We start from the raw sequence: 12,274 nt of genomic DNA on the forward strand, positions 1-12,274 counted from the left end.
GGTAGAGGAACACGGCATGCATCGCCTCGCGCACCGGCTCATTGCCGCGGAACGAGAAGGACAGGTTGGACACGCCGCCGGAGATATGCACGAGCGGCATCTCCTTGCGGATGGTGCGCGTCGCCTCGATGAAGTCGACGCCGTAATTGTTGTGCTCGTCGATACCGGTCGCAACCGCGAAGATGTTCGGATCGAAGATGATATCTTCCGGCGGATAGCCTGCCTTCTCCGTCAGCAGCTTGTAGGCGCGCCGGCAGATTTCCACCTTACGCTCGTAGCTGTCCGCCTGCCCTTTCTCGTCGAAGGCCATGACGACGACGGCCGCACCGTAGCGGTGCAGCAGCTGCGCGTGAGCAAGGAAATTCTCCTCGCCTTCCTTCAGCGAGATCGAATTGACGATTGGCTTGCCCTGAACGCACTTGAGACCCGACTCGATGATCGAGAACTTCGAGGAGTCGATCATGACAGGCACTCGGGCAATGTCCGGCTCGGCGGCAATCAGGTGCAGGAACTCGACCATCGCCTTTTCGGAGTCGATCAGGCCTTCATCCATGTTGATGTCGATGATCTGCGCGCCGTTTTCGACCTGATCGCGCGCAACGTCGAGTGCTGCTGTGAAATCGGCGTTGGTGATCAGCTTGCGGAAGCGGGCCGAACCGGTGACGTTGGTGCGCTCACCGACGTTGACGAAGGGGATTTCCTTGGTCAGTTCGAAAGGCTCAAGCCCCGACAGCGACATGAACGGCCGATGCTCCGGGATCGGGCGCGGCTTGTACTTGGCGACGGTTTCGGCGATCGCGCGGATATGCTCCGGCGTCGAGCCGCAGCAGCCGCCGACAATATTGACGAGACCTTCGCGCGCAAAGCTGTCGATCTGCGCCGCCATCAGTTCCGGTGTTTCGTCGTACTGGCCGAACTCGTTCGGCAGGCCGGCGTTCGGATAGGCGCAGATGAAGGCATCGGCGACACCCGAAAGCTCCTGCAGATGCGGGCGCATCGCATTGGCGCCGAGTGCGCAGTTGAGGCCGATGGTGAACGGGTTGGCGTGGCGGACCGAGTTCCAGAAGGCCGACGGCGTCTGGCCGGAAAGGGTGCGGCCGGAAAGGTCGGTGATCGTGCCCGAGATCATCATCGGCAGGCGGATGCCCTTGGCCGCGAAACGCTCCTCGCACGCGAAGATCGCGGCCTTGGCATTCAGCGTATCGAAGATCGTTTCGATGAGGATGATATCCGCGCCGCCGTCGATCAGGCCATCGATCTGCTCGCCGTAGGCAATGCGAAGCTCGTCGAAGCTGACGGCCCGGAAACCTGGATTGTTGACATCAGGCGAAATCGACGCCGTGCGGTTGGTCGGGCCGATCGCGCCCGCCACGAAGCGGCGGCGGCCATCCTCGCGCTCGGCGCGAATTGCCGCGCGCCGCACGATCTCGGCACCGTCCTTGTTGAGGTTGTAGACTTCGCCTTCCATCTGGTAGTCGGCCTGCGCGATGCGGGTCGAGGAAAAGGTATTCGTTTCCAGAATATCCGCGCCGGCCTTGGCGTATTTGTAATGGATTTCCTCAAGCGCATCTGGCTGCGACAGGATCAAAAGGTCGTTGTTGCCCTTCTGGTGACAGGCGCAGCCGATGAAGCGCTCGCCGCGGAACTGGTCTTCATTATAGCCGAGTCCTTGGATCTGCGTGCCCATGGCGCCGTCAAGAACGAGGATTCGCTCGCTTGCGGCTTTCCGCAAAGCTGCAAAGATTTCATTGCCGTCGCGTTTTGCCCCTTGGGGACCAAAGAGATTAGTGAACACGGGCGGACTCCTTGACAATCGTTTAAAGGCCAGAGCGACCAATCACATAAAGATATGTTTATGTCAATATATGCTTTGACTTTGTGATGGTTCGCGAGGCGGGGTGACAGACTCGGGCTCGGCCTATATAGGCTCTTTCGCAAGTCGTTGTTACGAAATCGGAGGAATGACATGGCATCTGTAACTGGCGACGCCGGCATTGGTCATTGGAGCACCCGCGCCTATCATCGCAACTGGCTTCTCGCCCAGGCAAACGGCCTCTTCGATTTCTTCCAGCACAATTCGATCAATCCTAAGGGCGGTTTCTACGATCTCGATGATCACGGCCAGCCGCTCGACGCCGACGGGCAGGTCCGCGGCATTCACATTGCATCGCGCGCGGTCCACTGCTTCTCGATCGGCACCCTTCTCGGCCGCCCCGGCGCGAGCGATGTCGTCGATCACGGCATGGATTACCTTTGGAACCATCACCGCGATACGAAGAACGGCGGCTATTTCTGGTCGCTGAACAATGATGGCCCTGTCGACTCCACCAAGCAGGGCTATGGCCATGCTTTCGTCTTGCTTGCCGCCTCCTCGGCAAAAACCATCGGCCATCCGCTGGCCGATGCCATGCTGGCCGACATTACCGAAGTCCTCAACACCAGGTTCTGGGAACCAATGCACGGCGCCATCGCTGAAGAGTTCACTGCCGACTGGCAGCCGCTCGACGGAGGTCGCTATCGCGGCCAGAACTCCAACATGCATCTCACCGAAGCACTGATGGCCGCTTTCGAAGCCACCGGCGACAGAGATTATCTCGCTAAGGCCGAAAGCATCGCCGATCTCGTTATCCGCAGGTCGGCCGGTTCCGTCGGCTGGCGCGTCGCTGAGCATTTCAGCGCCGACTGGGGTCTCGACAAGAGCTACTACCATCCGAACGAGATGTTCCGCCCGGCCGGCACCACGCCAGGCCATTGGCTGGAATGGGCACGCCTTATCCTGCAGCTCTGGGCACTCGGCGGCAAGAAGCACGACTGGATGCTGGATGCCGCCAAGGGCCTCTTCTCGCAATCGATGGCGCTCGGCTGGGACAACGGCAAGGGCGGTTTCTTCTACACGCTCGATTGGGACGATAAGCCGGCGAAGCGCAACAAGCTCTGGTGGCCGGCCTGCGAGGGTGCGGCTGCCGCACACTTCCTGAACGAGCATCTGCCGAGCGACTTCCACGAGCAAAGCTATCGCAAGATCTGGAATGTCATCGAGAGTGCCTTCATCGACCATAAGAACGGCGGCTGGCACGAAGAACTGACGGAAGACCTCGTTCCCTCTCACAGCCTCTTCCCCGGTAAGGGCGATATCTACCATGCCCTGCAGGCCTGCCTCATCCCCCTCTTTCCGGCGACGGGCAGCGTCACCAAAGGCATTATCGAGGCAAAAGGGAAGATTTGAGCAGGCGACTGCTGGCGCGTGGCCCGATGACCGCTTCACGCCAGCCGCAGGGAATCCAGATCTTTCGCCAGCATCAGCGACAGCGCCTCGACGACGAGATTGTGGTCGTCCCGCTGCGGCAGGCCCGAAACCGTGACCGCGCCGATGCAGCCGGTTCCCTTGACATTGATCGGAAAGCTGCCGCCATGCGCTGCATAGTCAGCGCTCGAAAGCCCGTTGTCTTCGACGGTCTTGCCGTCCTTCTGCAGCTTCAGGCCGCAGGCGTAACTGCTCTTTGAATAGCGGAATACCACGTTGCGCTTGCGCCGCACCCATTGGACGTTGTCGGGCGTAACACCCGGCAGCGCCGCGTAAAAAACCGGCATCGAGTGCAGCGAAACGTCGATCGCCACGCCAAGCCCGCGTTCCGTCGCGAGTTCCTGCAGCAGTTTGCCAAGCTGCCAGGCTGTCGTGAGGTCGAAGGCATCAAAGCTCAATACCTGTTCCTGCTCCGCAATCCGGCTGAGATCGTCCTCAACAGTCATAGGCCTTGCTCCTCCTGCCACATCGAACCGGCAGAGAGCATCCGCAAGCGGCAGTGAAAAGTAAAGCAACGTCTGGAGATTTCGACAGCTTAGTGCGCCACCGATGACAGTGAACCGATGATATCCTCCGGCGACATGGGCTCTTTCGAGCGTAGCAACACCGTGCCGTCACAGTCGAGCAGGAGAAGGCCGAATTCGCCGGGCCGCGGCCCCTGGAGATCGTCGCGGATTTCATCGGCGTCGAGGTCCTCGGATCCCTCGAAAGTGGGAAACACCCCGCCGCCGGCGACATTCAGCACCTCTATATCATTCTCGATGAGCGAAAAACGCGCCCGGCGCAGCGACTCGTCCTGCACCGTGGCACGGTCATCATCTGCATCCGCAAAAATGATGAGAACACGTTTCCGGCCGATGAATGGTTTGAGACAGTCCGGGGACGTGGGCGCCTGCGGCGCCGGCCCGATGATTTCGCGTATGATTGATTTAAGCATGATGCTCACATCCTTCGTTCTGTCTTCAACGATTGGAAGTGAGAGCGGTTCCCTTCAAAAGCAGAGGGGATCGCGGACCACCGCGATCCCTCGCGCGGCCTCATTCGGATGGTTTGCGCTCCGCCGGGCGGGTGGGAACGGCCACCACATCGGCCGTGCCGTTGGCAAGAAGGCGTTTGCGGACCAAGACGCGCATGACACGGGCGGCCGTCGAGAAGCTCATCTGGTCGAGCGGCCCCTCGCCTTCCCACGGCTTTGTCAGTCTTTCGGTAACGGCGCCGACAATGTTGTTCGGCACGATGTCGTCGCACTCGCGCATGGCTTCGAAGACGAGGCTGATCGGAACGACCCGCCCTTCGAAGGTGACGATTGGTTCTGTGAGTTCCGTATCCCATTCTTCGAAAGCATAGAGGGCTTCGCGGAAGAGTTCCTGAAGGGTGATCGGCGCGTGTCCGTTGTGAAGTGGCGGCAAGGCATTCGTCATGTCTGTCTCCTCTCTAGGATTAAGCCAGTTCCTCCTTATCGGCCGGATCGAATCAGAACTCGGAACTCGGGGCTCCTCCGGAACCGATAACACGATTCTTTTTATAGTGTAACACTCGCGTGATAAAGCGATTTATGCCCGCCGCGCCGTTGAGATGCGTTTCCAAATAAATAAGCCGTTGATATTCCTGAAGAACATCAACGGCTTTTTCCCGGAGTTTGAAAGGCCCTAGGCCTTACTGCTCGAGCGCGAAGGTCAGGTTGACGGTGACATGATAGGTGTTTTCGCCGCCCTGAATCGGCACGGAAGAGTCGCCCGCCTCCTTCGCCATCGTTGCGCGATAGGCTGGTTGCGGCATCGGCCGAACGCTGCTCTCGCTGATCTCGATGACGCGGCCCAATTTCACGCCGGCGGCCTCCGTCAGCGTCTTTGCCTTCTTCATCGCGGCTGCGACGGCATCCTTGCGCGCCGCTTCCATGGCCGCCTCCGGCTTGTCGTTGGTGAACTGGATGTCGCCGCCCTGGTTGACGCCGAGCGTCACCGCCTGGTCGATCAAGCCGCCCAATTCGCCGAGATCGCGCACGCGCACCGTCAGCCCGTTTGAGACCTGATAGCCGATAAGCTCCGGCGGCTTCGGCTGGCCGTCGTTGCTCTGCGGATAATTGTATTGCGGCTGCACGGAGAAGCCCGAAGTCTGCAGATCCCTGTCGGCGATCCCCTCTTTCTTCAGCGCCGCCAGAACGGCGGCCATCGCCTTGTTGTTCTCGTCGAGCGCCTCGCGGGCCGTCTTCGCCTGCTTGACGACCGCAAGGCTGAGGACGGCCATATCGGGCGCTGCCGCCGACTGCCCCTCGCCCGAGACCATGACCACCGCCTCACGCGGCCTCGAATCATCGGCAGCCGCCGCTGCCATCGGCAGGACGGCCGGCACACCGATCAGCACGCCGAAAGCCAGGTTTCTAATAGTCCGCAGCGCCATGTTTCACTCCTTGGTTGTCGCGACCCCGGCTAGCTGTTTGCCGATTGATTGTGAAGCTATTGCGGCAACGTCTTGTCGCTGCATCCGAATTGCGTTAGAGCGAAACCGCACCGGGGGACCATTGCCCCGCTGCCGGCGCGGCCAAGCCACGCACGGGCCTGTAGCTCAATGGTTAGAGCCGGCGGCTCATAACCGCTTGGTTGGGGGTTCGAGTCCCTCCGGGCCCACCATCTCGCTTTGTGCCGTTGCGATTCTTGCTAACACCTTGAATGGAAAGGTGGTATTGGCGGTTCGATAACCCGATTTCCGCGAGTAGCGAACAGGCTCCGCGAATACCAGCCTGAGGACTGCCCTTTTGAAGGGAAGGTCCCCATTATCGTATATATCCCAAGGGCTTGCTAATAAAGCGAGCGCCGGTTCGATAAATTCGTCCAGCCGGCGTGCCGGGGGCACGATTCGAGCTATCTTCTCTTCGAGAAGCAACTTCTCCCGTTCCAGCTTCTCGATCTTGTCCTCATAGGCTTTTATCACCGTCGAGTTTCCAGTCTCGATGATTCGGTCGAGGAGCGTCTGTATTTGCTTCTCGACACTACGGAGTTGGTTTTCGACTTGGCCCTTGCCCTGATGAGCTTCGGCAGCCCGCATGTTCCACGCATCAATGAACATCGTTTTAGCCAATCCAAACAGCTCGCGCGTCGGCTGAAGGCTCTGCAAAATCTCCGCAAACCCGCCCTCTATTTTCTCACGAGGGATTGATTTGCGGCTATTTTCGCAACCTTCTGTATCGCAAAGGTAGTATGGATAGTATTTGGAGCGGCCCTTCGACCAGCAAGCGGTCATTACGCGGCCGCAGTCATCGCAGAGGACGAAACCGCGCAGCGGGAAATCCTGATTGATGTCCTTCCGCACGGGAGCCTTCGGATTTTCGTTCAGGCGCTCCTGAATCCGCTCGAACGTCTCCAGGCTGATTAAAGGTTCATGGTGCCCTTTTCGTGGTGACACGCCCCACGCCGGCATACCGACGTAGCCCGCATAGATAATATTCGTTAGTAGGCGCTCAACCCGCGTGTAGTACAGTTTGCCGGTACTCGTGTCTTTAGGGAACGCAGGCCTTGCATCTAAGAAGTGCTTGAACTCGCCCTTTGACTGCAGATGCCCAGAAGCGAAGCTTTCCAGAGCCTCAACGAGAATGGACGCGACTGGCTCGACTCGAACCAAAATCTTCCCATGCTCTCAATTCGCGGCGTACTTATAGCCTATCGGCGGGGCGAACACCGCATAACCCCTTTCAAGTCTTGCTGTCATCTTCTGGATCACTTGACGTTGATTCTGGGACCGTTCAAGCTCTCCCGTAGCGGCGAACATCGTCTCTACGAACCTTCCCTCGGGGGTGTCTTCTAGTTTTAGGTTCAAGCACACGACGTCCGCTCCGCGCGTCCTAAACTCGCGGCGAAGCCTCCAGTGAAACTCCGTATCGCGCGCAAATCGCTTGAGATCATCGAAAATGATGACGTAGGGCTTCCCCGGTTGGGCATCGAGGTAACTCAAGAGTGCCACAATGCCAGGACGTTTCATGAAATCACCGCCACCCGTGATGTCATCGGGGAAAACAGCCGCGACCTCTAAGTCGTTTTGGTCAGCAAATTGGCGGCAACGGTGCTCCTGGCTCTCTAAGCCATGGCCTTCAATTTTCTGTCTCAGACTGGATACGCGGCAATAGATAATCGCTTGCGGCTTGCCGGTCGGCTCTACGCTTTTCTTTTTCATTCTACCTCCAGTACGCCCACGGGGCTCGAGCAAGTTGATTGTCTTTTACGGTCGGATTTCTTCGATTTTACCGTTTCGAAGGCCATATCCGATTCCACCGCGCCATCCGCGGAATTCTGTCAGCAGACTCCATGCAGTGGGTGAACGCCGAAACCGAGCTCGACGAACGTCATGACGATGGACCACGGCGACTGGCCTGGACCTTGTAACCTTTCAATTCCGCGTACTGGCAGCAACGGTGCTCCTGACTTTCCAGGCGGCTCCCCTCAATTTTTCGTCTTGTTCTGGATACGCGGCAATAGATAATCGCTTTCGGGATAACTGCCGCCTCGTCATTTTCCTTGTTCATTCTGCCTCCAGAACGCCCAGGGGGCTTGAATATGTTGATGGCCTTATACGATCGGCCTTCTTCGATTTTACCGCATCGAAAGCCCTTTTTGCTCCTACCGCGCCATTTGCGGAATTCTGTCCGTAGACTGCTTGCAGCGGGTGAACGCCGAAGCCAAGCTCGACGAATGTCATGACGATCAACCATAGCGACTGCGTGAACTCTTCCTTTTGCGCGGCGCTCAGGTCCGCAGCGTCGAACCAGGCTTGATACCTTTCGACATCCACGGTTACGATGGGCCGAGCCGACGCAACGAAGCCGTCGGGAAGACCGTTTCTAACAAGATTGCTTTCGCCTTTGTTTGTGCGGTTTTTCTTATCCTTCATGATGCAAGCCTTCCCACCGCCGACGGTGTCAAAGCCTCTCCCGTGCATACTTAGGACGCGGCGCTTTCCTTTGCGCTCCGACTCCGACCCTCGCATTGCCGACCCCTTTCCTGTTAGGTGCGCCTCTCTTTTTGAGAGTTCGAGGTTCTATTTTCGTACTGCAAGGCTATGTGTGTTTCTCCGACCGTCCGTTCCAAAGATGCGTTCTTGTCGGCTTAACGGCGCTACCGTCATTCACGTTAATCGCTGTTCGACTAGAAAGGCGGCCCGGGCAGTCTGATACTGGTCGTTGATATTGGAGTTCCTGACCGAATTTCACGTTAGCCAATACTAATAGATAAGATGAGAAAGAGTCAATAACTCATTGATTATAATCGGAGTCTTGAATTATTGTTTGATGTGAACGTGATTGGCTGAGCTGGATACATCCAACGATGTCCTGGAATTTTCTTCTTCAGAAGGTCGGAGTCTTTCGATACTTGTCGCTACCCAACTCTCGCAAAAGCTGCCACTGAAGCGGCACGAATTTTGCGACCTCGAGTTTCAGCTCTAGGACGAGCGATAGTTTCAATGGCAACATGACGAATCGCCTCGCGTCGATTAATTGCAAGAGCGTTGACGAAGGCTATCTCGCCGACGTCACAGGGTGACACGTGAAGGAATTGGAAGACATCGATTACAAGTCAGCGGCAAACGAAAGAAGCATTCCTATGAGCCTCGCAGCGTCTATAGCCAGCCGATCCATTTGAAGGTGAAGCTGGAGATATAATTCGAGAGCGGACACTTCGCGTTTGTGGGGAGCATATTGAATCGGGCCTCGCCGACAACAACTGTGAGCAACGGCTGTGCTCTGACGACCACTCGGTATTTTGGCAACAGTTTTCTGAAGTGCTCCTGGCGCATCAACTGAAAGCATCCGGATTGAAGCTGTCCCACGCTACGGAAGGTCCCGATTTTCTGGTCGAGCATGGCGGTCAACGCATATGGATTGAGGTGATTACGCCTGAGCCAAAAGGCCTGCCAGACGCCTGGATAAATCACACCATCGGTAACGTAGTCATCGTTGCCGACTACAACAGCGAAAAGGACCGCACGACGATCGAGGAGACCTTCAGGCGGCTGGTTGAACTTGTTCAAAGCCTCGACGAGGAACAGGAGCGGGCTGCGAGAGAGAACCTCTCGGATGAGGAACTGGCCGTATTCGACTTGCTGAAACGGGACGATCTGAACAAGACGGATCGTGAACGTGTCAAGCAGGCGAGCCGGGAGATGTTGGCCACGATCAAGCAGCAGCTCGCAAAACTCGAACGTTTTTGGGAAAAGGAGCAGACGAAGGGCGAAATGGAGACATTAATTCTGGATGAAGTCTTCATCAAGCTCCCGACGCCACCCTTCACGCCAGAGAAAAAACAGCTTGTTGCCAACAACGTCTACGCGCATTTCTGGCAGCAGGCGATGACTGGGGGATACGCGAGACTCTGACCATGTCCGCGAGGACGCCGTGCAGTCCCTGAGAAAGATCGGGCCTCAGGCCAAGGCTGCGATCCCGGCTCTGGTGGCAATCGAGAATGAGAGTTTCATCGGCAGCTACGCCAAGGATGCACTGAAGGAAATAAGGAGTCACTGACGACACCATCGTCTCCGGCCCATCGCCCGCTCCCCCCAGCTTGCTGAGCCCTCTCATCTACAGTCTCAAATGGCCATCGCGTCAGCGTGCAGCGGCTCCAAACGCGAGGAGCCAGTAGACTGCGAAGAGAAGCGTGACCCGCGTGAACGACCAGGCCATCCAAGATCAGAAAGAGCTTGACCCTAATGCCCGATTAGAGATGCTGTCATTGAATGGCTTGAGCATCTCGCGTCTTGTCGAGACGCATCATTACTTCGTCATGGAAGACGTCGCCGACCTTCAAAGCCGCCCTGTCCGTTGCCCACTCCCGAAATCCGACCTTGGAATAGAGGCGACGCGCCGCGTGATTACTTTCCGCCACCGCGAGGCGAACGGTGTGACAATGCTCGAAAGCATGTCCGATTGCTGCGTCAAGCAGATGTCTTGATATAAGAGATCGAGGAGCTTTTTTGAACGGCGAGCCAATTCGTCCCTCCTCGACGGACAGCCTCGCGCGCGCGGTTGTGAGCACGGGCTTTCCTCACGAAAAAAGCGATATCGCGCCACTCTTGCAACGTATCAAAGTATTTCTGACAAGTTCTCAGGATATCCGTCGAAGTTCGTCGCCAGTTCTGGATATTTCTTATGTCGCGTCAGGGAGGCTCGATGCTCATACAGAAACGTTGTTTCCATGGGATATCGTTGCGGCTGGGCTCATCGCAACTGAGGCCGGGGCAATTCGAAGCAATCTTGTCCCCGTTCCAGACCACATCCCTGCCGATTTATGGGGAGAGGAAGTCGTCTTTGCTTCATCAGAGATACACGGCGCACTTGTGGCGCATCTTCTAAGTAGCTGACGCACAAATGCGGTTTTCCGACCCTTGCGGGTCGGTGGCACGAAGCTAGGATGAAGGATCGAAACTGCAGGAACCGCTGGGTTTCAACAGGCGGTGCATAGCCTTCAGCACCTTGGACTGATTGGCCATGTTCATCATCGACATGAAGGCGTCTGTACTCCCTGCTCGATGACAACGGGAAACGAAAATGACTTCCCCAACGCCGTCTGGTCACCTCGCAAAACTGAATCAGTGCATTTCGGAGAACGAATACCTCGGGAATGGCAAACGGCGGGCGGCCAACGGATTGCCATACACCGCTGACTCATGCATCAAGCCGAAGAAAACTCTAGCCAGCCCTGTTATGTCCTCGATAAGGGGTCATACCGTCGCCTCCGTCGCCTGCCCTCGTCGCTCGTTCACGCCAAAGAAGAAGTATCCGGAGTCTCAAAAATGCGCATCGAGCCGGAGCAGCGGATTTATGTTTGCTTTTTCCTGTTTGCGACTTCGATGGGAGCGTTGCTATCCAGGCTACCTGATCTTCAGGTTGCGCTCGACATAAACAAGTCTGAGCTCGGGTTGACGCTTATAGGCGCGGCAATAGGAGCGTTAACATCTCTGACCTTTTCGTCGCCCATCATCGTCAAGCTAGGCGCACGAACAACGGCATTCGCTACCGTTCTGGGGACGTCGGCGATGATCGCGATCGTTCCATGGGTTGGCTACGCGCCACTGGTCTTCTTCGTGCTCTTTTGCGAGGGTTTGCTGGCCGGGGCCCTTGAGATCAACTTGAATGTCGAGATCGACCGTATCGAGGCTCAGCTTGGGCGCGGCGTCATGAACCGAGTCCACGGTTTTTGGAGCCTTGGATTCTTCGTGACCGCATTGGCCTCTTCAGCAATCAGGCAAGCTGGCGTTTCAATGCAGCTCCATCTGGCGATTACATTTGCGGTCGTTTTGATCGTGGGAACGATCGCCATAAAGGGAATGCGCAGTGCCTCGGCACCCCATCTATCACGACAAGCAGGTTCTTCCCATATTGCCCTGCCGACAGTAGCGCTGTTGCCGCTTTGCTTGATCGGGATCGCAGCGTTCCTTGTGGAGGGAGCAGGGATCGATTGGTCCGCGATTTACATGCGAGACGTTTTCGCGGTGGAGCCTTTCATTGAAGGGATGGGACTCACGCTTTTCACCTTCTTCATGGCCCTGGTCCGGCTATATGCAGACCCGTTTGTTGATCGCCATGGTTCCCGCGCGGTTGCCGCCGTCCTGCTAACGTTGGCTTCACTTGGCGTGTGCTGCGTTTGGCTGGCTCCTGTTCCGATCATCGCACTCGTTGGATTTGCCATGATGGGCGCTGGATGCAGTGCGGTCTATCCCTTGGCAGTCTCTGCGGCAGCACAGAGAAAGGATCGAAGCCCTCACTTGAACGTAGCGGCGTTGGCGCAGATGTCGTTTGTCGTTTTCTTCCTCGCTCCTCCGCTCCTGGGCTTCGCCGCCGAAACGGCAGGCATACGAACTTCTTATCTACTCTGCCTTCCGATAATTTTGACCGCGTTGTGGTCGGTGCGGTCACTCGCGCCACGCCGTCAAATGAAAGCATTCGGACTGGCTGAATGAATCCGACATCTCATACTTGCAGCCCAT

15 protein-coding genes, 1 tRNA gene and 1 pseudogene are annotated in these 12,274 nt (G+C 57.1%); 7 read left to right on the forward strand and 10 right to left on the reverse strand.

What is annotated here, in order from left to right; genetic code table 11:
* Positions 1–1,795 (reverse strand): homocysteine S-methyltransferase family protein (locus tag ACPYOJ_RS17485; protein ID WP_481417371.1); only part of this gene is annotated, 1,795 nt, incomplete at its 3' end.
* A 171-nt stretch (positions 1,796–1,966) separates the two neighbouring features.
* Between ACPYOJ_RS17485 and ACPYOJ_RS17490 the strand changes: the two genes are divergently transcribed.
* Positions 1,967–3,226: an AGE family epimerase/isomerase gene (locus ACPYOJ_RS17490; protein ID WP_481417372.1), complete on the forward strand. Its 1,260-nt coding sequence runs from the start codon at positions 1,967–1,969 to the stop codon at positions 3,224–3,226.
* Positions 3,227–3,261: 35 nt separating this feature from the next.
* Here the strand turns inward: ACPYOJ_RS17490 and ACPYOJ_RS17495 are convergent, their stop codons facing one another.
* From ACPYOJ_RS17495 to ACPYOJ_RS17510, 4 genes are all read right to left on the reverse strand, one after another.
* On the reverse strand, positions 3,262–3,750 hold the full coding sequence (locus ACPYOJ_RS17495; protein WP_168830622.1) for a heme-degrading domain-containing protein: 489 nt from the start codon (positions 3,748–3,750) through the stop codon (positions 3,262–3,264).
* A gap of 89 nt (positions 3,751–3,839) precedes the next feature.
* Positions 3,840–4,241: a DUF4174 domain-containing protein gene (locus ACPYOJ_RS17500; RefSeq protein WP_481417373.1), complete on the reverse strand. Its 402-nt coding sequence runs from the start codon at positions 4,239–4,241 to the stop codon at positions 3,840–3,842.
* A gap of 100 nt (positions 4,242–4,341) precedes the next feature.
* Complete coding sequence (locus tag ACPYOJ_RS17505) at positions 4,342–4,725, reverse strand: BRA0787 family protein (protein ID WP_481417374.1); 384 nt, start codon at positions 4,723–4,725, stop codon at positions 4,342–4,344.
* 235 nt (positions 4,726–4,960) lie between these two features.
* Positions 4,961–5,704, reverse strand: a complete 744-nt coding sequence (locus ACPYOJ_RS17510; protein WP_481417375.1) for an SIMPL domain-containing protein — start codon at positions 5,702–5,704, stop codon at positions 4,961–4,963.
* Between the two features lie 154 nt (positions 5,705–5,858).
* Between ACPYOJ_RS17510 and ACPYOJ_RS17515 the strand changes: the two genes are divergently transcribed.
* Both ACPYOJ_RS17515 and ACPYOJ_RS17520 read left to right on the forward strand, forming a co-directional pair.
* Positions 5,859–5,934 (forward strand) — tRNA-Ile (locus ACPYOJ_RS17515).
* A gap of 346 nt (positions 5,935–6,280) precedes the next feature.
* On the forward strand, positions 6,281–6,460 hold the full coding sequence (locus ACPYOJ_RS17520; protein WP_481417376.1) for a hypothetical protein: 180 nt from the start codon (positions 6,281–6,283) through the stop codon (positions 6,458–6,460).
* A gap of 27 nt (positions 6,461–6,487) precedes the next feature.
* Here the strand turns inward: ACPYOJ_RS17520 and ACPYOJ_RS17525 are convergent.
* The 4 genes and pseudogenes from ACPYOJ_RS17525 to ACPYOJ_RS17540 form a co-directional block, all read right to left on the reverse strand.
* Positions 6,488–6,922, reverse strand: a pseudogene (locus ACPYOJ_RS17525) (recombinase family protein); the annotation flags it as partial.
* Positions 6,923–6,937: 15 nt separating this feature from the next.
* Positions 6,938–7,471 (reverse strand): recombinase family protein, encoded by a 534-nt coding sequence (locus tag ACPYOJ_RS17530; protein ID WP_481417377.1) that lies wholly within the window; start codon positions 7,469–7,471, stop codon positions 6,938–6,940.
* A gap of 169 nt (positions 7,472–7,640) precedes the next feature.
* Positions 7,641–7,820 (reverse strand): hypothetical protein, encoded by a 180-nt coding sequence (locus tag ACPYOJ_RS17535; protein ID WP_481417378.1) that lies wholly within the window; start codon positions 7,818–7,820, stop codon positions 7,641–7,643.
* Positions 7,817–8,185, reverse strand: a complete 369-nt coding sequence (locus ACPYOJ_RS17540; protein WP_481417379.1) for a hypothetical protein — start codon at positions 8,183–8,185, stop codon at positions 7,817–7,819. The genes ACPYOJ_RS17535 and ACPYOJ_RS17540 overlap by 4 nt, the downstream gene beginning before the upstream one ends.
* An 888-nt stretch (positions 8,186–9,073) precedes the next feature.
* Between ACPYOJ_RS17540 and ACPYOJ_RS17545 the strand changes: the two genes are divergently transcribed.
* On the forward strand, positions 9,074–9,667 hold the full coding sequence (locus tag ACPYOJ_RS17545) for a type I restriction enzyme endonuclease domain-containing protein (protein ID WP_481417380.1): 594 nt from the start codon (positions 9,074–9,076) through the stop codon (positions 9,665–9,667).
* A gap of 19 nt (positions 9,668–9,686) precedes the next feature.
* Positions 9,687–9,812 (forward strand): hypothetical protein, encoded by a 126-nt coding sequence (locus ACPYOJ_RS17550; protein WP_481417381.1) that lies wholly within the window; start codon positions 9,687–9,689, stop codon positions 9,810–9,812.
* 205 nt (positions 9,813–10,017) lie between these two features.
* On the opposite strand, the gene ACPYOJ_RS17555 is transcribed toward ACPYOJ_RS17550, so the two are convergent.
* On the reverse strand, positions 10,018–10,323 hold the full coding sequence (locus tag ACPYOJ_RS17555) for an N-acetyltransferase family protein (RefSeq protein ID WP_481417382.1): 306 nt from the start codon (positions 10,321–10,323) through the stop codon (positions 10,018–10,020).
* Here ACPYOJ_RS17555 and ACPYOJ_RS17560 point away from each other — a divergent pair.
* Positions 10,262–10,648, forward strand: coding sequence for an inositol monophosphatase family protein (locus tag ACPYOJ_RS17560; RefSeq protein ID WP_481417383.1), 387 nt, complete (start codon positions 10,262–10,264; stop codon positions 10,646–10,648). The genes ACPYOJ_RS17555 and ACPYOJ_RS17560 overlap by 62 nt on opposite strands.
* Positions 10,649–11,080: 432 nt before the next feature.
* A complete protein-coding gene (locus ACPYOJ_RS17565) occupies positions 11,081–12,247 on the forward strand; it encodes an MFS transporter (RefSeq protein WP_481417384.1) in 1,167 nt (388 codons plus the stop codon).
* The last annotated feature ends 27 nt before the right edge of the window (positions 12,248–12,274 follow it).

The organism is Rhizobium sp. SVR5-9E, assembly GCF_056755095.1.